The following is a 23,050-nucleotide window of genomic DNA, read 5'->3' as shown; positions in this document are numbered from 1 at the left end:
ATCCCCCGGGGCCGCCGCGCCGACGCACACCGGCACCACCCATCCCGACCCACGTGACCCGCGAGAGGAGGCAGGACCATGCGACGAATCCGGGACGAGCGCGGCGCGAGCGCCGTCGAGTTCGCCTTGATCCTGCCGATCCTCCTGCTGCTCGTCCTCGGCATCGTCGAGTTCGGGCGGGGGTTCCAGGTGTCGGGGACCCTCTCGGCCGCCGCCCGTGAGGGCGTGCGCGTCATGGCCCTGCAGAACGACCCGGCCGCCGCCCGAGCCGCCGCCCGATCGGTGGCCTCCTCGCTGGACCCGGCCCTCACGAACGCCCAGATCACCATCACGCCCAGTTCCTGCCCCACGACCCCTGGGACGACGACCGTGCGCATGACGATCACCTACGACCTGCCCCTCATGACCGGCTGGTTCGGCACCTCGGTCGACCTCCACGGCACAGGAGTCATGCGATGCGGCGGCTGACCGCGCGGTGGCTCCGGGCCGGCGACGAGCGGGGGGCCGCGGCGGTGCTCATCTCGCTGCTGCTCGTGCCCATGCTGGGCTTCGCCGCCATCGCCGTCGACGTCGGCGCCGTGTACGCCGAGCGGGCCCGCCTGCAGGTGGCCGCCGACGCAGCCGCGCTCGCCGTCGCCCAGGACTGCGCCCGGGGCGCCTGCGGGAACATGCAGGCCACCGCGGACGCCCTCGTCGCCGCCAACGCAGGCGAGGCCACCACCGCGCCGCCGGTCCTCACCAGCAACCCCTCCACCGTCACCGTCACCGGCCGCCACCCCACCGAGCACTGGTTCGCGCCGATCCTCGGCATCGACTCCACGCAGGTGACAGCCAGCGCCACGGTCACGTGGGGCGCCCCCTCCGCCGGGACGGCGCGGCTGCCGCTCGCGTTCTCCGTGTGCGAGTTCGCGCAGCAGGCCGGCGGTGGGTTCCACGGCGTGCCCTCGGGGACGACGGTGCGCACCATCCGGCTGACCAAGACGTCGGGGACCGTGGGCTGCACGGGACCCTCGCGCAACATCGTCCCGGGCGGCTTCGGCTATCTGGTGACCGACCCGGGACACTGCCGGGCGACCGGCGCAGTCGGCGGCCGATCCGCCTCATCGACCGGCAACACGCCGTCGTCGGACTGCCAGCCGGCGGACTTCGCCGCGCTCGTCGGGACCACGGTGCTGCTGCCGATCTTCGACGAGTCCGGGGGTACCGGCAGCAACGCCTGGTACCACGTCTACGCCTACGCGGCCTTCAAGATCACCGGCTACTTCCTGGGCGGCCAGTTCGGCACGACGCCGCGGCCGTGCACCGGGAACGAGCGCTGCATCTCCGGCTACTTCACCCGCTGGGTCGAGCTCTCCGACGACTTCACCACGTCCCCGACCGCGCCCGACCTGGGTGCGGAACTCCTCCGGCTGATCCGATAGGTGCCCCCGTGAGACGACTTCTGGCCGCCCTCGCCGCCCTTCTGCTCGCCGCCGTCGGAGCGGTGGTGCTGATGGCATACGTGCGCGGCGCCGACGCGCGCGCCCTCGAGGGGGTGCAGTCCGTCGAGGTCCTCGTCGTCGACGAGGAGATCCCGGCCGGCACGCCCGCCGATGACCTCGCCGAGTTCGTCCGCACCGAGCTCGTGCCGGCCAAGACGGCGGTCGACGGCCGGGTGACCGACCTCGACCAGCTCGAGGGCCTGGTCGCCGACGTCGACCTGGAGCCGGGTGAGCAGTTGCTCGCGGCGCGCTTCGGCGACCCGGCGGCGCGGCAGGCCGAGGCGGGCACCGTGCCGGTGCCCGACGGCATGCAGGAGATCAGCGTCCTGCTCGAGCCGCAGCGCGTGGTGGGCGGCCGGCTCGCCGCCGGGGACACGGTCGGCGTCTACCTGTCCATCGTCTTCCAGGACGGCACGGCCAACACCCACGCCGTGCAGCACCAGGTCCTGGTCACCCGCGTGCAGGGCGCGACCACAGCGGCCGGGGCCGGCGACGGCGCGGAGGCCACGCAGGACGACGGCGCCGCGGCGGAGCCCCCGTCGGCATCGCTGATGGTGACCCTGGCGGTCGTCTCCCGTGACGCCGAGCAGATCGTCTTCGGCCAGGAGCACGGCACGCTGTGGCTCTCTCTCGAGCCGGAGGGCGCCGACACCAGCGGCACTCAGGTGCTCACCCAGGGTAACGTCTACGGCGAGGCGACGCCGCGATGACCAGGGTGGTACTGGCCGCGGCGGACGCGGAGCTGAGCGCGCGGATCCACGCCGCGGCCGACGGCGACATGTACGTCCTGCCGCCGGGCCGGCTGCCGGGCGACCCGGCGCGACTGTTCGAGCAGCTGGTCGACGGCGAGCTGCCGGAGGTCCTCGTGATCGGCCCGGACGCCGCGTCCGACGAGGTGCTCACCCTGGCCTCGCGGCTGGACGTCCAGTGCCCGGGCATCAGCGTCGTGCTCATCGCCGACCCCGGGCCCCAGCTCTGGCAGGCGGCGATGCGCGCCGGCATCCGTGACCTGGTGACCCCGTCGGCCGACGTGTCCGCGCTGCGCGCGGCCATCGACCACGCGGGCGGGGCGGCCCTGTCCCGGCGGCGGGTGCTGCGGCCGGTCGAGGACGCGGCCCGCTACACCGGCCGGGTCCTCACCGTCGCCTCGCCCAAGGGCGGTGTCGGGAAGACCACGGTGGCGACCAACCTGGCCGTCGGGCTCACCGAGACGGCGCCGCAGTCGACGGTCCTGGTCGACCTCGACGTGCAGTTCGGCGACGTGGCGTACGCCCTGGGCCTGGTCCCCGAATACGGGCTGCCCGACGTCGTCCAGGGCGCGGCCAGCCAGGACACGATGGTCCTCAAGACCTTCCTCACCCAGCACACCTCGGGTCTGTTCGCCGTGTGCGGCAGCGAGTCACCGGCCGCGGGGGACCGCATCACCGGCGACGACGTGAGCCGGCTCCTGGCCGCGCTCGCCCGGGAGTTCCGCTACGTGGTCGTGGACACCGCGCCGGGGTTGTCCGAGCAGACGCTGGCCGCTCTCGACCGGGCCACCGACGTCGTGATGCTGAGCTCGATGGACGTGCCCGGTGTCCGCGGCCTGCGCAAGGAGCTCGACGTCCTCCGTGAGCTGTGCATGATCCCGGCCGGCCGCCACGTGGTCATGAACTTCGCCGACCCGAAGACCGGCCTCTCCGTGCGAGACGTCGAGACGGCGATCGGCACCGGAGTCGACGTGGTGCTGCCGCGGTCGGCCGCCGTGCCCGTGTCGACGAACACGGGCGTGCCGCTGCTGCAGAGCGGCGGGCGTGACCCGATGACCAAGGAGCTGCGCCGGCTCGTCGCCCGCTTCTCGGCCACCCCCATCGTCCGCCCGGGCCGGTACCGGGCCAAGCACCGGGCCGCGGCGTCGTGACCGCCCCCGCCGTCCTCCGGAGGCGCTGATGGACCTCACCTCCCGCCTGGCGAACATCTCCGGCCGGCAGACCTCCGCCGTCCCCGCGGCGGCGCCTCCGGGTGCCGCGGTGCCGGCGACCCCGGTGCCCCGGCCGGCCCCGCGCGTGCTGCCGCCGGTGCCGATCGCACCGCCGAACGACGCGCTCGCCCGCCTGAAGGACCGGGTCGCCAAGGCGCTGTTCGAGCGCATGGGTGCCCGGCTCAACGACCCCAGCCTCGGCGAGGACCAACTGCGCACCCTCGTGCTCGGCGAGCTCGACGAGGTGGTCGAGGAGGAGAAGGTCCCGCTGTCGGCCGAGGAGCGGGCCCGGCTCACCGCCGAACTGGCCGACGACGTCCTCGGTCTCGGTCCGCTGCAGCGTCTGCTCGACGACGACACCGTCAGCGAGGTCATGGTGAACGGGCCGGACACGGTCTACGTCGAGCAGTCCGGGAAGCTGGTCCGCTCAGCCGCCCGGTTCACTTCCGAGGAGCACCTGCGGCGGGTCATCGACCGGATCGTGTCCCGGGTCGGACGGCGGATCGACGAGTCCTCGCCGCTGGTGGACGCCCGCCTGGCCGACGGGTCCCGCGTCAACGCGATCATCCCGCCGCTGGCCTTCAGCGGGTCGACGCTCACGATCCGCAAGTTCGCCAAGGACCCGTTCGGTGTCGAGGACCTGATCGGTTTCGGCACGCTGTCGCCGGAGATGGCCGAGCTGTTGCAGGGCTGCGTCGAGGCCCGGCTGAACGTCATCGTGTCCGGTGGCACCGGCACCGGGAAGACGACGCTGCTCAACGTGCTCTCGTCGTTCATCCCGGAGGGCGAGCGGATCGTCACGATCGAGGACGCCGTCGAGCTCCAGCTGCAGCAGGACCACGTCGTCCGGCTCGAGTCGCGGCCGCCCAACATCGAGGGCAGGGGAGCGGTGACCATCCGCGACCTCGTGCGGAACTCGCTGCGCATGCGGCCGGACCGGATCGTGGTCGGCGAGTGCCGTGGCGGGGAGAGCCTGGACATGCTCCAGGCGATGAACACCGGCCACGACGGCTCCCTGTCCACGGTGCACGCCAACTCCCCGCGCGATGCCATCGCCCGCCTGGAGACCCTCGTGCTGATGGCCGGCATGGACCTGCCCCTGCGGGCCATCCGCGAGCAGATCGCCTCCGCCGTCGACCTCGTCGTCCAGCTCACCCGGCTGCGCGACGGCACCCGCCGGGTCACCCACGTGACCGAGGTACAGGGCATGGAAGGGGAGACGGTGACCCTGCAGGACGCCTTCCTCTTCGACTACGCGGCCGGCGTCGACGCGGGGGGCCGGTTCCTCGGCAAGCCGGTGCCCACCGGCGTGCGCCCGCGGTTCGTCGAACGCTTCGCCGACCTCGGGATCACCGTCTCGCCACGGGTCTTCGGGATGCCCGAGCCGACCCGTTCCCGGGGGTGGGCAGGGTGAGCGGTGCCCTGCTGGCGCTCGGCCTCCTCGCCGTGGCGGGCGCGCTGCTGCTGGTCGTCTTCGCCGTGGTCCCGGCGGGACCGCCGCGGGTGCCGATGGCGCGTCTGGACCCTGCCTCGGCGCCGGCGTCCTCGGCCCTCGCCGGAGTGGGGGTGGTGACCGGGGCCGCGATCGAGCGCGCCCTGGCGCGGCGCGGCCGGATGGCCTCGGGCAGCGCGGCCTTGGAGCGTGCCGGGCTGCGGATGTCGTTGCCCGACCTGGTGTTGCTGACCGGCCTGGCGGCCGTCGTCCTCGGCACGGCCGGGTGGGTGATCGGAGGGCCGATCGTCGCCGCGGTGCTCGCGGCCGCGCCCCCTCTCGTGGTCCGGATGCTGGTGTCCGTGCGCGCCGGCCGGCGGCGGTCGGCCTTCGCCGACCAGCTGGACGACTCGCTGCAGCTGATGGCCAGCAGCCTGCGCGCCGGGCACAGCCTGCTGCGCTCGCTGGACTCCGTCTCGCAGGAGGCCGCCGCGCCGTCCGCCGAGGAGTTCTCCCGGATCGTCAACGAGACCCGGGTCGGCCGCGACCTCACCGCGGCACTCGAGGAGGTCGCCGAGCGGATGGACAGCGACGACTTCCGCTGGGTCACCCAGGCGATCGCCATCCACCGTGAGGTGGGCGGGAACCTGGCTGAGGTCCTGGACGTCGTGGGCAACACCATCCGCGAGCGCAACGCGCTGCGCCGGCAGGTCAAGGCGCTGGCCGCCGAGGGCAAGCTCTCGGCCTACGTGCTGATGGCCCTTCCCTTCGGTGTCACCGGCTTCCTCTTCATGACCAACCCCGGCTACCTCGGCGCCTTCACCTCCTCGGCCCTCGGCTACGGGATGCTCGCGGGCGTCGTCCTGCTGCTCGTGGTCGGCGCCCTGTGGCTGAAGAAGACCGTGAGCATCCGGTTCTGATGGACGACGCTGCTCCCCAGGGGGACCCGTGCTGACGCCAGACCTCCCGCCGCTCGTGCTGATGGCCACCCTCGCCGTCGGCGTGGCCCTGCCCTTGGCCGGCTGGGCCGTGGTGGCCCGGCCGCGCGCCGCCACGGCGATGGCCCGGGCCAACCTCGTGCGCGGCATCGACGCTGGCGCCGCAGACCGCAGCGGACAGCGTCCGTCACGGTCGTTCGGGGCGCGCCTGGCCCGGGCGCTCGCCCCCGGCGGCACCGCCGCGCGGATCGACCGGCTGCTGTCCCGCGCCGGGCGTCCGCCGGCCTGGCCGGTCGGCCGGGTGCTGGCCGCCAAACCACTGCTGGCCGCCGCGGTTGCCGTGCTCGGCCTGCTCGTGCTCTCCGCGAAGCCCCAGCCCCTGTTCGTCGTGGTCATGAGCCTGGCCACGGTGGTCACCTGGTTCGTTCCCGAACTGATGCTGATCAGCCGTGCCCAAGAGCGGCGGCAGGCCATCAGCCTGGAGCTCGCCGACACCCTCGACCAGATGACCATCGCCGTGGAGGCCGGGCTCGGCTTCGAGTCCGCTCTCTCCCGGGCCGCCCGGAACGGCCGGGGCCCGCTGGCCGAGGAGCTCGTGCGCACCTTGCAGGACATCGGCGTCGGGCAGCCCCGGCGGGACGCCTACCTGGCGCTGGGTGAGCGGACCGGCGTCGACGACCTGCGCCGGTTCGTGCGGGCCGTCGTCCAGGCCGATGCCTTCGGCGTCTCGATCGCGGACGTGTTGCGCACCCAGGCCCACGAGATGCGCCTCAAGCGCCGTCAGCGGGCGGAGGAGAAGGCGATGCAGATCCCGGTGAAGGTGATCTTCCCGCTCATCCTGTGCATCCTGCCGACGCTGTTCATCGTGCTGCTGGGGCCGGTCGCGATGGAGGTGTTCGGCGGCTGACGAGCGATCAGCGCGTCTACCGCGGCTGGGCCGGGTTCGTCGGGTCCCCCTGGGACGGCGGGTTCACCGGCGGTCCGCTCGTGGCCTCGGAGACCTTCGAGCCGGCGCTGACGGCCACCGGGTCGTCGGCCGCCGGAGCCGCCGGATCGCCGCCGGAGGGCTGGTCGCCGGCCTTCACCGAGGTCAGCCGGTGCTGCATCGCCTGCACCACCTGGATGCGGTTGGCGTGCGCCTTCTCGTAGGTCAGCAGCGTCTGCAGGCCGGTGGCGTCCAGCGTGCGGATGCGGGAGACGAGGGCTCCCGTCTGCAGGTGGTCGTAGTCGGGGATCGGCAGTTCGTCGTGCTGAGGCATGGCAGGCGCCTACCCCGGCTCCGGGGGGACGACACCGGGTGTGAGGCCCAGGTCGGTGGGTAGGCGGCCAGAGCCGCTGAGGAGACGGCGGCCTGATCGACCGAGGAGTTCTCCACTCTCATGGACGTGTCCTTCCTGCAGCCGGTGTTCGCAGCGAGCGGGCCCTACGCCACCGTCAGCGCCGACGTGACCCACACGACCGAGAAGGCCGACACCGAGCTCGATCTGCGGGTCCGCGCCGTCGCGGAGCGGCTCACCGAGCAGGGCGCACCGCAGGCGGTGGTCGAGGCGGTCCGCGGCCGGCTGCTGCAGGCCAACGAGGGCGGCGAGATCGCGACCCTGCGGGGCCGGGCGCTGGTGGTCGCCGCCGACGGCACCGTCGTCCTCGACCAGGCGCTGACCGACGCGCCGCGCGAGGAGATCGCCGAGTACGCCCCGTCGCCGCACCTGCTGCCGGTCCTGCGCCAGGTCCCCGGCCGGGTGCCGCACGTCGTGGCGGTCGTCGACCGCGTGGGGGCCGACATCTCCTTCCTCGGCACGCCCGGGCAGGTCGAGGAGGAGAAGGAGGTGGAGGGCGACAGCTTCCAGATCCGCAAGTTCCCCGGTGGCGGCTGGGCGCACCACCGCTACCAGCACAACGCCGAGAACAAGTGGGTCCACAACGCCGAGGAGGTCGCGCAGACCATCAGCTCCATGGTGCGGCGGCTCTCGCCCCGCTTCGTGCTGCTGGCCGGCGACGTGCGCGCCCGGCAGATCCTCGGCGACCGGGCGAGCGACCTCTGGAGCGACCTGATCGTCTCCATGGACGAGGGTGGCCGCGCCGCCGGCGCCGACCGCGAGCCGGTGGAGCGCCGCGCCGCCGAGCTGGTCGCCGAGCACGAGGCGCACGAGGAGGCCGAGACCGTCGAGAAGATCTCCTCCGCCGGCGCCCACGGCCTCGCCGTCACCGGGACCGCCTCGGTCGTCGAGGCGCTGCGCAAGGGCCAGGTGGAGACGCTGGTCCTGGCCGACCGGCCCGACGACGAGCAGCTCCTCGTCGGCGACGCACCGACCGTCCTGGGCGTGCAGCAGTCCGACATGGACGCGCTCGGGACCCGCGGTACCGCCGTTCCCGCCGACCGGGCCCTGCTCGCCGCCGCGGTCGCGAGCGACGCGGCCGTCGTCGTCGTCCCCCGGACGGCGATGCCGGGCGACATCCCGGTCGCGGCGGTCCTCCGCTACACCGACGAGTCCACCCCGTCCCCGCAGTGACCGGCCCGACCGACAGGAGCACCCCGTGACCGACCCCCACCAGGCCGCGACCCCGCCCGGCACCGACCCGGGCAGCATCGAGCACCGTGCGGCGATCGCCGAGGCGCTGGGCAAGGAGGTCTGGCCGGCCGACCGCGACGCCCTCGTGGCCAAGGCGCAGGATGGCGACGCCGCCGACCGGGTGCTCGCCGACCTCCGGCGGCTGCCCGCCGGGCAGCAGTTCACCAACGTGCAGGAGGTCGCCGAGGCACTGGGCCTCGGCACCGAGCAGAAGCGCTTCTGAGGAGAGACGTGGTCACGCAGAAGGAGCCCAGCCCCGAGGCGCTGGCGAACGTCACCGAGGACAACATCCGGACCAGGTCGGAGCTCCTCCCGGAGGAGAAGGCGGCTGGTGCGGCCGACGGCGACCCGGGCATGGCCGAGGCCGCGGCCGAGGTGATCCTGGCCGAGTCCGAGGAGCGCACGGTGAACCCCGACCCGGACGACGCGCAGGGCGGCCACCGCCAGTCCTCGGACACCGCGGACCTGCCCTGAACGCGACGCACGAGCACGAGGTCCAGCTCCGCTGGGGCGACGCCGACGCCTACGGGCACGTCAACCACGCCCGCGCGCTCGGCCCGCTGGAGGACGCGCGGCTGGCCATGGCGGCCGGCAGCCCCGGGACGGCGGAGGGCTCCGAGCCGGACATCATCCTGGCCCGGCTCGAGGTCGACTACCTGCGCCAGCTGCGCTACCGGCTCGGAGAGCGGTTGTGCGTGCGGAGCCGGGTGCTCCGGCTCGGCACGAAGTCGCTCACCGTCCGCCAGGAGCTCGTGCAGGACGGCGAGGTGGCCATCCGCGCCGACGCCGTCCTGGTGCTGTTCGACTTCGCCACCGACAGCAGCCGGCCGCTGTCCGAGGCCGAGCGGGAGTACTGGAGCGGCTTCCAGGCGTGAGCTTCTTCGCGGGCTTCGACGAGCGGCGGGTCGCCGTGGCCGACGACGTCATTCTCCGGGTGCGGATCGGTGGCGCCGGCCCGCCGGTCGTCCTGCTGCACGGTCACCCGCGCACGCACACCACCTGGCACCGGGTCGCGCCGCAGCTCGTCGCGGCCGGCCACACGGTCGTCTGTCCCGACCTGCGCGGCTACGGACGGTCGACCGCGCCCCCGCCGCGGGCCGACCACGCGCAGGCGTCGAAGCGGGCCATGGCCGCCGACGTCGTCGCCCTGATGGCCGGGCTCGGCCACGACCGGTTCGCCGTCGTCGGCCACGACCGCGGCAGCTACGTCGCCCTGCGCCTGGCGCTGGACCATCCCGCCGCGGTCAGCCACCTCGCCGTCGTCGACTGCATCCCGGTCGTCGAGCACCTCGACCGCGCGGACGCGCGCTTCGCGACGGCCTGGTGGCACTGGTTCTTCTTCGCCCAGCCCGACAAGCCCGAGCAGGCGATCGGCGCCGACCCCGACGCCTGGTACGGCGCGCACCGGCCCGGCCGGGTCGAGACCATGGGCGCGGAGAACCACGCCGACTTCCTCGCCGCCGTCCGGGACCCGGACACCGTGCGGGCCATGCTCGAGGACTACCGCGCCGGCCTCGGCGTCGACCGGGAGCACGAGGAGGCCGACCGCGCCGCCGGCCGCCGGGTGGGTTGCCCGACGCTGGTCCTGTGGTCCGGGCGCGACGACCTCGAGGACCTGCACGGCGACCCGCGCGCCATCTGGGCCGGCTGGACGGCCGACCTGCGCGGTGGCGCCGCGATCGACAGCGGCCACCACGTCGCCGAGGAGGCCCCGGACGACCTGGTCGCCGCGCTGGTCCCCTTCCTGGGTGACATGTGATCCCGGCCGGTGGGGCGGGGTAGGGAGCGCCCATGCCGAAGACGACGAAGAGCGGGACCGCGAAGCAGAGCGAGCTCCCGAGCACCCTGAAGCGGTCGGACAAGAAGGCGCAGCGGACCTTCGCCAAGGCGCACGACTCGGCGGTCGAGTCCTACGGCGAGGGTCGACGGGCCAACCAGACGGCCTGGTCGGCGGTGAAGCACACCCATGAGAAGGTCGGCGACCACTGGGAGCCCAAGGAGGGCGGGAAGAAGGGCCCCTCGGACGCCCAGGCCGCCGGGGGCCGCGCCACGGGGAGGAAGACCAAGGGCGGTGTCGACGCGAACGCCACCAAGGAGCACCTGCTGAAGCTGGCCAAGAAGCTCGACATCTCCGGCCGCACGACGATGAAGAAGAAGCAGCTGGTCGACGCCATCCAGAAGGCGAACACCAAGGAGACCGCGGCGGCGCGCAAGAAGAAGAAGTAGCCCGGCGGGCTCAGCCGGCGGGGAGGAGCAGCAGCTCCTCCTGCCGGTCGCCGAGGTACTCCACCCCGTCGCCGGTGAGGACGACGCCCTCCTCCAGCCCCATGCGGACGCACTGCCCGCCCCACTCGGGGACGGGCACCCGCACGCACAGCTCCAGGGCGAACGCGGTGTCGCGGTGCAGGGGGGAGGCGCCCGGGCCGGGGACGCCGTCCTGCTCGTCCCACAACCCGATCGCCGGTCCCGCCCCGTGCCCGTGGACGCCGATCGGGTGCGAGTACACCTCGCCGTCGATGTCCTCGGCGGCCGCCGCCGCGCGCGTCTCCGCCAGCACCTCGTCGCCGGTGCGGCCCGGCCGCATGCGGGCGGTGGTCAGGTCCTGCAGGCGGGTGCCCAGGGCGAACGCCGCGGTCAGCCCGTCGGGCGGCGCGGTCTCTCCGGGTCGGAGGACGTAGGCCGAGCGCTGCAGGTCACCGGCCAGGCCGAGGGTGGCCGCGCCGACGTCGCAGTGCACCAGGTCGCCGGGGAGCACCGGCTGGTCGTAGGGCACCGCGGGCAGCAGCGTGCCGCGCTCGGCGAGCGGCGGGATCCCGGCCCGCTGCAGGTCGACCACCGGGTGGAACCAGGGGGCCAGGCCGAGGTCGGTGAGCCGCTGCCGCAGCCACCAGGCGAGGTCGGCCGCGGTGGTCCGCCCGACGCGGAGGACGGCGGGGGAGTACGCCTCGGCGACGACGGCCTGGAGGCGGGCGTCGAGTGCCCGCAGGGCGCCCACCTCCTCCGGCAGCCTGGTCTCCAGCCAGCGGACGGCGAGCGTCTCGGCCGACACCAGCCGGTCGGCCCACGGGCCGAGGGCCTCGACGAGCGTTGCGTGCTCGGAGTGCGAGAGCCCGTCCGCGGCGGCGCAGGCGGCAGAGACGTCGATGCCGATGGCGCGGGGGGCCGCCTGCTCGACGAAGCGGCGCACGGCGGCCCACTGGGACTGGTCGGCGGAGGCGCCCGGCACCTCCTCCGGTGACCAGGCGGGCAGGAACTGACCCACGGGGTAGCGGGTGACCGCGACCGGGGTGACGCCGTCGTCGCTGCGGTGCAGCACGAGGATCGTGCGCCGCCGGGCGGAGAGCCAGGTCGCCGGCAGCAACGTGCCCAGCACCGGGTCCTCGGCGTTCTCGCGGCCGGAGACCAGCCAGAGGTCGATGCCGGTCTCGTCCATCAGGTCGGGCAGCACGTCGAGCAGCCGCTGGGTCAGCCAGCGGTCGCGGACGTCGGCCTGCTCGCGCAGCGGCAGGGGGACCGTGCGGACGTCTGCGCTGCCGACGGGCTGCAGGGCACGGACCACACCGCACAGGGAAGCAGAGAACCGCTCCCGCCACAGATCGGGCGGGGACCTACCCGGCCCGGGTCTCGGGCTCGGCGCCGGCCTCGACGGTGGACCCGTCGGTGGACTCGATCTCCAGGGGTGGGCGGGGCCGGGGGGTCAGCATCGCCACCACGCGGTCGCGGCCGGCCTGCTTCGCCTGGTACATCGCGGCGTCGGCGCTGTCGAGCAGGCGCCAGAGGCTGTCCGCGGGGTCCTCGCCGTCGGCCGGCCGCACCACGGCGATCCCGATGGAGGCCGTCACCCGGTGCCCCGCGTCGGTCCGGGCGTCACCGACCGCGGCGCGCAGGCGCTCGGCCAGCCGGTGCGCCTCTCCGGCGTCCCCGACCATGCCGAGCACCGCCAGCTCCTCGCCGCCGAGCCGGGCCAGGACGTCCTGCGGGCGCACGGTGGTCCCCAGCGCCCGCGACACGGCGCGGAGGACGGCGTCGCCCGCGGCGTGCCCGTGCGTGTCGTTGAGCTGCTTGAAGTGGTCCAGGTCGAGCACCATCGCGGTCACCCGGACGCCCTCGCGGCGGGCCTGGCGCCACACCCGGGCCGCCTGCTCCTCGAGGTGGCGGCGGTTGCCCAGGCCGGTGAGCGGGTCGTGCAGCGACAGCTGCTGGGTGGACGCCAGGAGCCGCTCGTTGCGCCGGCGGAGCAGGAACACGCCGACGGCGACCAGGTCCAGCACGCCGGCGTCGACGCACACCTGGACGGCGAGCCCCGGCATGTTCTCGTAGCTGCCGGCCAGGGCGAAGGCGAGCACGACCGGCGTCACCAGCAGTTGCGCGGCGAACATCCACCCGTCGAGGAACCACGCTGCGACGAACGCCGAGAACAGCATCATCAGCGGGGACGCGTAGCGCAGCGGGTCGGCGATGGTCAGCGCGACCACCAGGTAGATGAGGTCGCCGAGCAGCACCAGCCCGAAGATCGACCACCGGTCGATCCGCCGGCGCAGGCCCACCGGCACCGCGAGCACGACCAGCAGCAGCATCGTGCCGCCGTAGACCCAGCGGGCGTCGGGCCGGATGATGCCGTCGAGGAGCAGGTTGACCGAGCCCATCAGGGCCCCGGCCACCATCAGGACGGCGACGGTCAGCGCCGCGATCGGGTTGCTCGAGCCACCTCGGCCGGCCGGGGCCGTCGTCGCGTCGCTGCGTCCCCACCCCGTCACGCAGCGAAGGATGCCTCACGGGGCGCGGTCTCCGGGGGCCGCGGGGCGCGGGTCGTCGCACCGAGGGGTGGGCGGGCGACCCGATCGGGGGCAGGGTGGGGCCGTGACTCTCCTCGATCCCGGCGCCGGCCCCGGTCTGGTCGACGTCCGCACCCTCGCCGAGCACCCGCTGGTGGAGGCCGGCTCCGCGGCGCTGCGCATGGTCGCCCCCGGCGCCGTGACGGCGGGCCGCTTCGGCCTCGTCGAGTACCGCCTCGCCCCGCGCACCGGCGGTGCCGCCCCGCACTTCCACCAGACGTTCTCCGAGTCGTTCTACGTCGTCTCCGGAGAGCTGACGCTCTACGCGGGCGACCGCTGGCAGCCGTGCCGGCCCGGCGACTTCGCGCTGGCGCACGAGCGCGGCGTGCACGGGTTCCGCAACGACTCCGACGAGCCGGCGACCTTCCTGATCCTGTTCACCCCCGGCATCGCCCGGGAGGAGTTCTTCGCCGAGATGGCCGAGCTGCGGCGCAGCGGCCGGACCCCGTCGCCGGAGGAGATGACGGCGTTCTACGCCCGGCACGACCAGGTGATGGTCGATGTCTGACGCGCTGACGGACGGCGACGCATACCTGCTGAACGAGGAGGTCACCGTCGTCGTCCTGCCGGCGGCGGACGGCGTCCGGTACGTGCTCCGCGACACGGCCGCCCACCGCGCGGCGATGGCGGCCGCCTTCGGTCCGGACTCCGAGGAGGCGACGGAGCCCGACGAGTCGGTGGAGCTGACCGCGGACCTGCAGGTGCGGCTCGGCATCGGGCTGGTCAGCCTCTGGGACTACACCGGCCACCGCCCCGGTCCGGTCGAGGACCGGCGCGGGAAGCGTTGAGGTCCTACCGTCCGTTGCACCGAGTGCCCCCGGTGGGGGCCGGAACCTGGAGGTGACCGTGGCCGAGGGCCCGTGGTTCTACTGCATCAAGCACCACGCCGTCGAGACCCGTGACGGCTGCGCCGAGCGCCACCGCCTCGGCCCGTACGTCACCCGCGAGGAGGCCGAGCACGCGCTGCAGTCGGTCGCCGACCGCGAGCAGAAGCTGACGCAGGAGGACCGCGCCTGGGAGGGCGACTGAACCCGGGTCCACCACCCCGGGCATGATCGGCCTCGAGGCGCCGGACGGTCCGCGCCGCGAGGAGGCACCGTGTCGGACGGTCGTGCCGTGGAGGAACTGGTCGTCGGGGTGCTCGGCGGCACCGGACCACAGGGCCGCGGGCTGGCGGTCCGCCTGGCCGCCGCGGGTCAGCGGGTCCTGCTGGGTTCGCGCGACGGCGACCGGGCCGCCGAAGTGGCCACGTCGGTGGCGGAGCGGGCGTCGGCCGCCGGTGGCATCGAGGCGTCGGTGACCGGCGGCGGGAACGCCGACGTCGCCGGTGCTGCGGACCTGGTGATCGTGGCGGTGCCGTTCGCCGGGCACGCCGACACCATCCGCGACCTGGCCGAGCCGCTGGCCGGCAAGGTCGTCGTCAACTGCGTGGTGCCGATGGGCTTCGACGAGCTCGGCGCCTACGTCCACGACGTGCCGGAGGGGTCGGTCGCCCAGCAGGCGGCGGCGCTGCTGCCGGACTCGCACGTGGTCGGGGCCTTCCACCACCTGTCCGCCGTCCTCCTGGAGGACCTCTCCAAGCCGACCCTGGACGGCGACGTGATGGTGGTCGGCGACGACCGGCCCTCCACGGATCTGGTGCAGGCGCTGGCCGGGCGGCTGCCGGGCATGCGCGGGGTCTACGCCGGCCGGCTGCGCAACGCCCGCCAGGTCGAGGCGCTGACGATCAACCTCGTGTCGGTGAACCGCCGGTACAAGGTGCACGCCGGCGTCCGCATCACCGACGTCTGACCCCCCCCCCCCCCGCGCCGCGCATTGCGGGTGTTCCTCGTCCGTCGCGGGTCCTGCAGGACCGCCGACGCCCGAGGAACACCCGCAATGGCCGACGGAGGGGGACGCCGGGGGACGGACCGGCTACTCGAAGGAGTGCTCGGGGCCCGGGAAGACGCCGCCGCGCACCTCGTCGGCGAACTCCTGCGCGGCCCGCAGCAGCTCCGCGCGCACGTCGGCGTACTTCTTCACGAACTTCGGCACCCGCCCGCCGTTGAGACCGGCCATGTCCGGCCAGACCAGCACCTGGGCGTCGCACTCCGGGCCGGCGCCGATGCCGATCGTGGGGATCGACAGCTCCTTGGTCACCTGCCCGGCGACCTCGGCCGGCACCATCTCCATGACCACGGCGAACGCGCCCGCCTCCTGCACCGCCCGCGCGTCGGCCAGCAGCTGCTCGGCGCCGGCGCCGCGGCCCTGCACCCGGAAGCCGCCGAGCGCGTGCTCGCTCTGCGGCGTGAACCCGATGTGCGCCATCACCGGGATGCCTGACTCGTGCAGCAGCCGGATCTGCGGCGCGACCCGCACCCCGCCCTCGAGCTTGACCGCCTGCGCGCCGCCCTCCTTCATGAGCCGCACCGCGGTCTCGAAGGCCTGCTGGGGGCCGGACTCGTAGGAGCCGAAGGGCATGTCCGCCACGATCAGCGCCCGCTTCGTGGAGCGGGTGACGGCACGTGTCATGAAGAGGATGTCCTCGACGGTGACCGGGACCGTGCTGGTCAGCCCCATGACGACGTTGCCGGCCGAGTCGCCGACCAGCATCACCGGGATGCCGGCCTCCTCGAAGATCGCCGCGCTGTAGGTGTCGTACGCGGTGAGCATCGACCACCTCTCGCCGCGCTCCTTGGCCTGCTGGAGGTGGTGGATCCGCACCCGCGCGGTCGACGTCCCCCCGTACAGCGGTGATTCGCTCACGACGCTCCTTCGACGACGGTCGGCAGGGTCTCCCGCCAGCGGTTGGTGACGGGCAGCCGACGGTCCCGGCCGAACGCCTTGAGGCTGATCTTGGTACCCGGCGCGGACTGCCGGCGCTTGAACTCCGCCGTGTCGACCAACCGGAGCACCCGGGCCACCACCTCGGGGTCGTGGCCGCGCTCGAGCAGCTCGGCCATGCCGAGGTCGCGGTCGACGTAGTCGGCCACCACCGCGTCCAGCTCCTCGTACGAGGGCAGCGAGTCGGAGTCCTGCTGTCCGGGGGCGAGCTCGGCCGACGGCGGCTTCTCGATCGAGTTGACCGGGATCGGCTCGGTCTCCCCGCGGTCGCGGGCGTACGCGTTCCGCCAGCGGGCCAGCTCCCAGACCAGCGTCTTCGGCACGTCCTTGATCGGCGCGAACCCGCCCGCCGAGTCGCCGTACAGCGTCGAGTAGCCGACGGCGACCTCGCTCTTGTTGCCCGTGGTCAGCAGCAGGTGCCCGTGCTGGTTCGACAGCGCCATGAGCAGGGTGCCGCGCACCCGGGCCTGGAGGTTCTCCGCGGCGACGCCGGAGAGGTCGACCGAGGACTCGTAGGCGTCGACCATCGGCGCGATCGGGACCACCGAGTAGTGCACGCCGGTCCGCCGGGCGAGGTCCTCGGCGTCGGCGAGGGAGTGCTCGCTGGACCACTTCGACGGCAGCCCGACGCCGTGCACGCGGTCGGCGCCGAGGGCGTCGACGGCGATCGCGGCCACGAGCGCGGAGTCGATGCCACCGGACAGCCCCAGGACCACCGAGGGGAAGCCGTTCTTCTCGATGAAGTCGCGCAGCCCGAGGACCAGCGCCCGCCAGACCTCCTCGCAGTCGCTCAGCGGGTCGGCCACGGTGCCCGGCCGGGCCTCGAAGGCCGGCACCGGCTCGGTGGAGACGACGTGCCGGGTGACCGTCATCGGCCCGATCCGCCCGTCGCGCCGCTCCGGCACCGAGGAGGGGTCGATCGCGAGGTCGACGGTCATCAGGTGCTCGACGAACTGCGGTGCGCGGGCGAGCAGCGTGCCATCGGGGGCGACGGCCATCGAATCGCCGTCGAAGACCAGCTCGTCCTGGCCGCCGACCTGGTTGCAGTAGACGATCGACGCCCGCGCCTCGGCCGCGCGGCGCTGGACCAGGGGCAGCCGGGCGTCGTCCTTGGCCCGCTCGTAGGGCGAGGCGTTGGGGGAGAGGACGACGTCCACCCCGGCCTCACCGGCGACCCCGCAGGGGCCGCCCTCGACCCACAGGTCTTCGCAGATCGTCAGCGCGACGTCCACTCCGTGCAGTCGCACCACCGGCAGCTCGGTCCCGGGCACGAAGTAGCGCGCCTCGTCGAAGACGCCGTAGTTGGGCAGGTGCCGCTTGTGGTAGCGGACGACGACCTCGCCGCCGTACAGCAGCGCGGCGGCGTTGCGGGGCGCGCCGTGACGGGGGTTGGCGTCGGCGGGGCGGTCCTGGTCGGCCGTCGGCGGCTCGTCCACGGCGGCGGGACCGCGGCCCTCGGTGTGTGCCAGGTAGCCGACCACCACGGCCGTGCCGCCCAGGCCGCGGTCGGCCAGCGTCGCGGCCAGCTCGACCAGCGTCCGCTCGCTGGCACGGGCGAAGGACTCGCGGAGCACGAGGTCCTCGGCCGGGTAGCCGGTCAGCGTCATCTCGGGGAAGACGACGACGTGCGCCTGCGCCCGGGCCGCCCGCGCCGTCCAGTCCATGACGAGCTCGGCATTGCCGGCGATGTCCCCGACGCGGGTGTCCACCTGGGCCAGGGCCACTCTGAGCTGCAGTTGCTCTCCCACGCGCCCATCCAACTCCGCGGCCCCGGGACGGGCCAGGTGGGGTGGTCGAGACGACGTGGGACGATCATCGCGTGGCCGTGCGCGGGATCCTGGCCGGCCTCCTGCCGACCGAGGCCGCCACGCCCTGTCAGGAGCTCTTCGTCGGCACCGACTGGGCCGGCACCGCGCTGGGTCCGCTCGAGAGCTGGCCGCCGGCGTTGCTCTCGGCCGTCAGCACCTGCCTGACCTCGCGGTTCCCGATGCTGGTCATGGCCGGGCCCGAGCTGGTCATGGTCTACAACGACGGGTACGCCGAGATGCTGGGTGACCGGCACCCGGGTGCCATGGGCGCCCGGATGGACGAGGTCTGGGCCGACGTCTGGGCCGACATCGGCCCGATGCTCGACACCGTCCGCGACGAGCGGACGCCCACCTATGCGCAGGACCTGCACCTGGTGATGGGCCGCAAGGGCTTCGCCGAGGAGACCTACTTCACCTTCTCCTACAGCCCGCTGCTCGACCCCACCGGCGGGATCGTCGGGGTGCTCGACACCGCGATCGAGACGACCCGCCAGGTGCTCGCGCTGCGCCGGCTGGACCTCGCCAACCGGCTCGGCGGGGTGGTGGCCGTGCGCCGCCCGGTGCTCGAGGCCGCCGCCTCCGCGCTGGTCGACGTGCTGGGCGTCGCCCGCTCCGACGTCCCGTGCGCCGCGCTGTACCTGGTCGACGGCCTGGAGGGCGGGCCGTCGGCCGAGCACTCCCGGCTCCGGCTGCACGCGACGACCGGCACCGGCGAGGCGGCCGTGCCCGTGCTCGTCGACCCCGACCGGGACGGCGACCGCGACCGCCGGGGAGGCCTGCTCGCCGCACTCGGCGGAGAGGTGGCGGTGCTGCGCGGGCTCGACGAGCGGCTGCCGGGGCTGTCGCAGGCGGCGGTCAGCGGCGGCCGCGTCGACACCGCGGTCGCGCTGCCGCTGACGACGGCGGGGCGGCAGACCCCCGTCGGGGTCCTGGTGCTCGGGGTCAGTCCGCACCTGGAGCTCGACGCCGACTACCTGGCGTTCTTCGAGCTCCTCGCCGGCCAGATGGGCGCCGTCCTCGGCGACACCCTCGCCCACCAGGCGGAGCTGCGGCTGGTCGACCAGCGCCTGCAGGCCGAGCGCGCCGTCGCCCGCCACAGCGCCGAGGTCGCGACGACGCTCCAGCGGGCGATGCTCGGGCCCGCCGTCCTGCCGCCGGGCTTCGCCGTCCGGTACGTGCCGGCATCTGCGGGGCTGGAGGTCGGCGGCGACTGGCACGACGTCGTGGAGCTCGCCGACGGCGCGGTCGGCATCGTCGTCGGCGACGTGGTCGGCCGCGGCCTGGGCGCTGCCGCCGTCATGGGTCAGCTGCGCAGCGCGGCCCGGGCGGTGCTGCTCCAGAGTGGCTCGCCGGGCACGGTCGTCGCCGCGCTGGACGCCGTGGCCGCGCTGGTGCCGGGTGCGCCGATGGCGACCGTCTTCTGCGCCGTCCTCGACCGGGCCAGCGGCCGGATCCGGTACAGCCGCGCCGGGCACCTCCCGGCCGTGGTCGCCGAGCCGGACGGTCGGACCCGCTTCCTCTACGGCACCCGGTCCCTGCCGCTGGCGGTCGACGACACCGCCGCCCGCCCGGAGGACGAGGACCTGCTCGGTCCCGGTTCGGTGCTGCTGCTGTGCACCGACGGCCTGGTCGAGGGTCGTCGGCGGCCGGTCGACGCGGGCCTGGACCGGGCGGCGGCCGTGCTGTCCGCGGCGCGCGACCTGCCCGAGGAGGAGCTCGCCGACCACCTGCTGCAGACGCTGGTCCCGGGCGGCACGGACGACGACGTCGTCCTCCTGCTGCACCGCCGCAGCTGACCCGCGGGCGACACGACCGCCCCAGCACGTGTGCTCCGGGGCCGGAGGAGGCAGGCTGGGGGGCGGCTGCACCCCCGGCAGTTCACATCGCAGCAACGAGCGGACTGGATCATGGCGAGCATGGACCGACAGCAGGAGTTCGTCCTGCGCACCCTGGAGGAACGAGACATCCGCTTCGTGCGGCTGTGGTTCACCGACGTCTCGGGCTACCTCAAGGCGGTGGCCGTCGCCCCCGCGGAGATCGAGGCCGCGTTCGCCGAGGGCATCGGCTTCGACGGCTCGGCCATCGAGGGCTTCGCGCGGGTCTACGAGTCGGACATGCTCGCCAAGCCCGACCCGGGCACCTTCCAGGTGATGCCGGCCCGCAACGGCCAGCCGAGCGACACCGCCCGGATGTTCTGCGACATCACGCTCCCGGACGGCTCGCCGTCGTGGGCCGACCCCCGGCACGTGCTGCGCCGGGCGCTGGGCAAGGCCGCCGACATGGGGTTCACCTTCTACACGCACCCGGAGGTCGAGTTCTTCCTGCTCAAGGACCTGCCGACCGACGGCAGCTCGCCCCAGCCGGCCGACACCGGTGGCTACTTCGATCTGTCGACGCACAACGTTGCGCACGACTTCCGGCGCGAGGCCGTCTTCGCGCTGGAGGCCATGGGCATCTCGGTCGAGTTCAGCCACCACGAGGTCGCGCCGGGGCAGCAGGAGATCGACCTGCGCTACGCCGACGCCCTGTCGATGGCCGACAACATCATGACGCTGCGGCACGTCGTCCGTGAGGTTGCGCTGGCCCAGGGCGTGCACGCCACGTTCATGCCCAAGCCGTTCACCGAGCTGGCCGGCTCGGCGATGCACACCCACCTGTCGCTGTTCGAGGGCGACCGCAACGCCTTCCACGACCCGGCCGACCCGATGAAGCTGTCGACGACCGGCAAGCAGTTCATCGCCGGCCTGCTCACCCACGCCCGCGAGGTCACCGCCGTCACCAACCAGACGGTGAACTCCTACCGGCGGCTGCTGGCCGGCACGGAGGCCCCCACCGCGGCCACCTGGGGCCGGGCCAACCGGTCGGCGCTGGTCCGGCTGCCGAGCTACAAGCCCAACAAGGGCCAGTCGGCGCGGGTCGAGGTCCGCTCCCCGGACTCGGCGTCCAACCCCTACCTGACCTTCGCCGTCCTGCTGGCCGCCGGGCTGCGCGGCATCGAGAAGGGCTACGAGCTGCCGCCCGAGGCCGAGGACGACGTCTGGTCGCTGACCGACACCGAGCGGCGCGCTGCCGGGTACGAGGACCTCCCGGTGTCCCTCGGGGAGGCGCTGACGGCGATGCAGAGCAGCGAGCTGGTCGCCGAGACCCTCGGCGAGCACGTCTTCCAGTTCTTCCTGCGCAACAAGTGGGAGGAGTTCAACTCCTACCGGCAGAACGTCACGCCGTTCGAGCTGAAGCGCTACCTGCCCGGTCTCTGACGCCGCCGGCGGGTCACCGCGCGACCATGTCGCCGGCGACTCCGCCGGCCACGCACAGCCCGGGGTCGGCGCTCACCTGCAGTGCCGGCCCGCTCCCGGTCAGGCGGAGGAAGACCGAGTGGAGGCCCGCGCTGACCGGCGCGCGGACGGGGTCGCCGCCGGGCAGCGCGACGTCGACGGTGCCGTCCGCTGCGGCGATGTAGTCCAGCCGGACGACCCACACCTGCTCGGACAGCGGAGCGTCGAGCGCGACGTCCACGACGCCGGCGGTCCCGGCCCCCCAGCCGCAACCGGCGATCGGTCCGGGGACGACGGCGGCGACCGGCTGCACCGCGGCGGGGAGCAGGTGACCGTCGTCGTCGAGCAGCTGCAGGTCGTCGGTCCAGTCGGCGATCGGTGGCCGGTCCTCGTAGGACGCCAGGACGTAGGAGACCAGGTTCGCCGGGTAGAGCAGGCTCCAGATGATCGTGCCGGGCACCGGCTGGTCGAGGACCGGCGCCGGCCCGGCGGCGGCCAGCGACTCCCGGGCGGCGCCCAGGTAGTCCTCCGAGGGGTCGGCCGCCCAGACCCGGGCGTAGCGGACCGTCGACTGCGTGGCGACGACGGCGACGAGCGCGGCGACCGCGACCGCTGCCGGGACCGCCCAACCGCGCGGCCGGTGTTCCGCGCCCGGGTGGCGGCGCGGACGTCGCGGCGGCAGCGTCCAGAGGAGGGCGGCGGCGACCGGCAGCAGCACCGCCTCCGCCGGGAAGTACCGGCAGGCCAGTGGGAGCACGCCGCCGGCGTCGATCGAGCCGCGGCCTGCGGCGGCCAGCAGCAGGCCCGCCACCGTCTCGAGCACGACGAGCGCCCAGACAGCGAGGGCGCCCCGGCGGGTGACCGTCGTCCAGAGGAACGCGAGCAGGAGCAGCGCGCCGCCCAGCGCCACGGCCCAGGGGTGCAGGTCCGCCTTCGGTGCGCCGTTCGTGCCGACCCAGGCGTGCGGACCGGCGACGACGCCCGAGGCGAGCACCCGCATGCCCGTCCAGACCGTCTGCACGTAGTTCTCCGTGCTGCTGCCGGTCGCCGGGGGAGCGCTGCGGGTGGCGGAGTAGACCGCCGCCCAGACGGCCGTCACGAGCACCGTTCCGCACCACAGCGGACAGGCCCGGCGCCAGGCCAGGGAGATCGGCCGGCGCTCGCCGTCGCGCAGCAGCACGAGCACGGCCAGTGCCGCGCCGACAGGGGGCACCAGCACGGCCTTGATGTAGAAGCAGAAGGTCAGGGCGAGCACCGCGGTGCCGGCGACCGCGTGCCGCCGCCGCCCCGTCCGGGCCGCCAGGACGGCCTCGGTCAGGTAGCAGGCGAGGCCGATCTGCAGCGGCAGCGAGTTCAGCGCCGCGGCCCACCAGCCCAGCGACCCCAGGGTCACCGGGGTGAACAGCCCGAGGGCGAGCGGCACGAGCAGCAGCGGCCGGTCGCCGACCAGCACCCGCAGCAACCGCAGCAGCGCGAAGGACGCCAGCGCCTGCATCCCGACGAGCGTGAGCGCTGCCCCGCCCCACTGCAGGGGGGCGAACCGCTCGACCAGCCCGGCCAGCAGCAGACCGCCCGGCATGAAGTGCCCGCTGTAGTCGTAGGCGAGGTAGTCCCAGGACAGCAGGCCGTTGTCGCGGGCCATGTGCAGCAGCACGAAGTCGTCGCCGTAGAAGTCCCGGCCCGCGACCAGCCGCCAGCGCACCACGAGCTGGGCGACGACGAGCAGCACCGCGGCGGCGCGGACCCAGCGGGCGGTCGACGACGGGCGGGCACCGGCGGGCGGCGGTTCCGGGAGTGCGATGCGCTCGGGGGCGGTCACCGTCATCGGGCGGCGCCTCCTCCCGACTGGTCCGGCACGGTCGGGCGAGCGTAGGCCGCGGCGGAGCCCGGGGTCATGTCGTCGGCGGCGGCCGGTCACCCCTCCGGGG

The 23,050-nt window shown here is 74.2% G+C and carries 25 protein-coding genes; 19 read left to right on the top strand and 6 right to left on the bottom strand.

The genetic code is table 11. The features are described from left to right. Positions 1–78: 78 nt before the first annotated feature. The 7 genes from N555_RS0123095 to N555_RS0123065 are packed head-to-tail and all read left to right on the top strand — an operon-like array spanning position 79 to position 6,718. Entirely contained in the window at positions 79–468 is a 390-nt protein-coding gene (locus N555_RS0123095) for a TadE/TadG family type IV pilus assembly protein (RefSeq protein ID WP_029433861.1), read from the top strand. Further along, complete coding sequence (locus N555_RS0123090) at positions 456–1,421, top strand: pilus assembly protein TadG-related protein (RefSeq protein ID WP_029433860.1); 966 nt, start codon at positions 456–458, stop codon at positions 1,419–1,421. The genes N555_RS0123095 and N555_RS0123090 overlap by 13 nt, the downstream gene beginning before the upstream one ends. 8 nt (positions 1,422–1,429) lie before the next feature. Next, on the top strand, positions 1,430–2,191 hold the full coding sequence (cpaB, locus tag N555_RS0123085) for a Flp pilus assembly protein CpaB (RefSeq protein ID WP_029433859.1): 762 nt from the start codon (positions 1,430–1,432) through the stop codon (positions 2,189–2,191). Then, positions 2,188–3,381, top strand: a complete 1,194-nt coding sequence (locus N555_RS0123080) for an AAA family ATPase (protein WP_029433858.1) — start codon at positions 2,188–2,190, stop codon at positions 3,379–3,381. Before cpaB ends, N555_RS0123080 begins: the two co-directional genes overlap by 4 nt. A gap of 28 nt (positions 3,382–3,409) precedes the next feature. Next, positions 3,410–4,855 (top strand): CpaF family protein, encoded by a 1,446-nt coding sequence (locus N555_RS0123075; RefSeq protein WP_029433857.1) that lies wholly within the window; start codon positions 3,410–3,412, stop codon positions 4,853–4,855. Continuing rightward, positions 4,852–5,793 carry a type II secretion system F family protein gene (locus N555_RS0123070; protein ID WP_029433856.1) on the top strand — a complete coding sequence of 314 codons (942 nt, stop codon included), beginning with the start codon at positions 4,852–4,854 and terminating at the stop codon, positions 5,791–5,793. Before N555_RS0123075 ends, N555_RS0123070 begins: the two co-directional genes overlap by 4 nt. A 28-nt stretch (positions 5,794–5,821) precedes the next feature. Beyond that, positions 5,822–6,718, top strand: coding sequence for a type II secretion system F family protein (locus tag N555_RS0123065; RefSeq protein WP_231503104.1), 897 nt, complete (start codon positions 5,822–5,824; stop codon positions 6,716–6,718). A gap of 16 nt (positions 6,719–6,734) precedes the next feature. Here N555_RS0123065 and N555_RS0123060 read toward each other — a convergent pair whose 3' ends face one another. Continuing rightward, positions 6,735–7,070: a hypothetical protein gene (locus N555_RS0123060; RefSeq protein WP_029433854.1), complete on the bottom strand. Its 336-nt coding sequence runs from the start codon at positions 7,068–7,070 to the stop codon at positions 6,735–6,737. A 120-nt stretch (positions 7,071–7,190) separates the two neighbouring features. On the opposite strand from N555_RS0123060, the gene N555_RS0123055 reads away from it, so the two are divergent. The 6 genes from N555_RS0123055 to N555_RS0123030 are packed head-to-tail and all read left to right on the top strand — an operon-like array spanning position 7,191 to position 10,607. Next, positions 7,191–8,321: a baeRF2 domain-containing protein gene (locus tag N555_RS0123055; protein WP_029433853.1), complete on the top strand. Its 1,131-nt coding sequence runs from the start codon at positions 7,191–7,193 to the stop codon at positions 8,319–8,321. A 25-nt stretch (positions 8,322–8,346) separates the two neighbouring features. Beyond that, positions 8,347–8,604, top strand: coding sequence for a DUF2795 domain-containing protein (locus N555_RS0123050; protein WP_029433852.1), 258 nt, complete (start codon positions 8,347–8,349; stop codon positions 8,602–8,604). 8 nt (positions 8,605–8,612) lie between these two features. Beyond that, positions 8,613–8,855, top strand: a complete 243-nt coding sequence (locus tag N555_RS0123045; protein WP_029433851.1) for a hypothetical protein — start codon at positions 8,613–8,615, stop codon at positions 8,853–8,855. After that, positions 8,852–9,256 carry an acyl-CoA thioesterase gene (locus N555_RS0123040; protein ID WP_029433974.1) on the top strand — a complete coding sequence of 135 codons (405 nt, stop codon included), beginning with the start codon at positions 8,852–8,854 and terminating at the stop codon, positions 9,254–9,256. Before N555_RS0123045 ends, N555_RS0123040 begins: the two co-directional genes overlap by 4 nt. Then, on the top strand, positions 9,253–10,140 hold the full coding sequence (locus N555_RS0123035) for an alpha/beta fold hydrolase (RefSeq protein ID WP_029433850.1): 888 nt from the start codon (positions 9,253–9,255) through the stop codon (positions 10,138–10,140). Before N555_RS0123040 ends, N555_RS0123035 begins: the two co-directional genes overlap by 4 nt. 32 nt (positions 10,141–10,172) lie before the next feature. Continuing rightward, the gene (locus N555_RS0123030; RefSeq protein WP_029433849.1) at positions 10,173–10,607 is read left to right on the top strand and encodes a ChaB family protein; all 435 of its coding nucleotides are present in this window, start codon (positions 10,173–10,175) and stop codon (positions 10,605–10,607) included. 10 nt (positions 10,608–10,617) lie between these two features. Here N555_RS0123030 and N555_RS0123025 read toward each other — a convergent pair whose 3' ends face one another. Together N555_RS0123025 and N555_RS27135 are read right to left on the bottom strand one after the other, a co-directional pair. After that, the gene (locus N555_RS0123025) at positions 10,618–11,940 is read right to left on the bottom strand and encodes a M24 family metallopeptidase (RefSeq protein ID WP_231503102.1); all 1,323 of its coding nucleotides are present in this window, start codon (positions 11,938–11,940) and stop codon (positions 10,618–10,620) included. 49 nt (positions 11,941–11,989) lie between these two features. Next, positions 11,990–13,138 (bottom strand): GGDEF domain-containing protein, encoded by a 1,149-nt coding sequence (locus N555_RS27135; RefSeq protein ID WP_231503100.1) that lies wholly within the window; start codon positions 13,136–13,138, stop codon positions 11,990–11,992. A gap of 103 nt (positions 13,139–13,241) precedes the next feature. Between N555_RS27135 and N555_RS0123015 the strand changes: the two genes are divergently transcribed. The 4 genes from N555_RS0123015 to npdG all read left to right on the top strand — a co-directional run bounded on the left by N555_RS0123015 (position 13,242) and on the right by npdG (position 15,007). Continuing rightward, on the top strand, positions 13,242–13,724 hold the full coding sequence (locus N555_RS0123015) for a cupin domain-containing protein (RefSeq protein ID WP_029433846.1): 483 nt from the start codon (positions 13,242–13,244) through the stop codon (positions 13,722–13,724). Continuing rightward, complete coding sequence (locus tag N555_RS0123010; protein ID WP_029433845.1) at positions 13,717–14,004, top strand: hypothetical protein; 288 nt, start codon at positions 13,717–13,719, stop codon at positions 14,002–14,004. Before N555_RS0123015 ends, N555_RS0123010 begins: the two co-directional genes overlap by 8 nt. Positions 14,005–14,062: 58 nt before the next feature. Then, positions 14,063–14,245 carry a hypothetical protein gene (locus N555_RS0123005; RefSeq protein WP_029433844.1) on the top strand — a complete coding sequence of 61 codons (183 nt, stop codon included), beginning with the start codon at positions 14,063–14,065 and terminating at the stop codon, positions 14,243–14,245. Between the two features lie 69 nt (positions 14,246–14,314). Next, a complete protein-coding gene (npdG, locus tag N555_RS0123000) occupies positions 14,315–15,007 on the top strand; it encodes an NADPH-dependent F420 reductase (protein ID WP_029433843.1) in 693 nt (230 codons plus the stop codon). A gap of 123 nt (positions 15,008–15,130) precedes the next feature. On the opposite strand, the gene panB is transcribed toward npdG, so the two are convergent. Both panB and N555_RS0122990 read right to left on the bottom strand, forming a co-directional pair. Continuing rightward, positions 15,131–15,961 carry a 3-methyl-2-oxobutanoate hydroxymethyltransferase gene (panB, locus tag N555_RS0122995; protein ID WP_029433842.1) on the bottom strand — a complete coding sequence of 277 codons (831 nt, stop codon included), beginning with the start codon at positions 15,959–15,961 and terminating at the stop codon, positions 15,131–15,133. Continuing rightward, positions 15,958–17,787: an NAD+ synthase gene (locus N555_RS0122990; RefSeq protein ID WP_029433841.1), complete on the bottom strand. Its 1,830-nt coding sequence runs from the start codon at positions 17,785–17,787 to the stop codon at positions 15,958–15,960. The genes panB and N555_RS0122990 overlap by 4 nt, the downstream gene beginning before the upstream one ends. A gap of 71 nt (positions 17,788–17,858) precedes the next feature. Here N555_RS0122990 and N555_RS0122985 point away from each other — a divergent pair, with 71 nt between their 5' ends. Both N555_RS0122985 and N555_RS0122980 read left to right on the top strand, forming a co-directional pair. Beyond that, positions 17,859–19,643: a SpoIIE family protein phosphatase gene (locus tag N555_RS0122985; protein WP_029433840.1), complete on the top strand. Its 1,785-nt coding sequence runs from the start codon at positions 17,859–17,861 to the stop codon at positions 19,641–19,643. A gap of 120 nt (positions 19,644–19,763) precedes the next feature. Continuing rightward, complete coding sequence (locus tag N555_RS0122980) at positions 19,764–21,104, top strand: glutamine synthetase family protein (protein ID WP_029433839.1); 1,341 nt, start codon at positions 19,764–19,766, stop codon at positions 21,102–21,104. A 13-nt stretch (positions 21,105–21,117) separates the two neighbouring features. Here N555_RS0122980 and N555_RS0122975 read toward each other — a convergent pair whose 3' ends face one another. Continuing rightward, positions 21,118–22,947: a hypothetical protein gene (locus tag N555_RS0122975; RefSeq protein ID WP_051684387.1), complete on the bottom strand. Its 1,830-nt coding sequence runs from the start codon at positions 22,945–22,947 to the stop codon at positions 21,118–21,120. Between the last annotated feature and the right edge of the window lie 103 nt (positions 22,948–23,050).

The organism is Blastococcus sp. URHD0036 (assembly GCF_000701365.1).
Lineage (GTDB): Bacteria > Actinomycetota > Actinomycetes > Mycobacteriales > Geodermatophilaceae > Trujillonella.
Note: the sequence above shows the minus strand (reverse complement) of the source record. Positions and strands in the feature narration are given on the sequence as shown.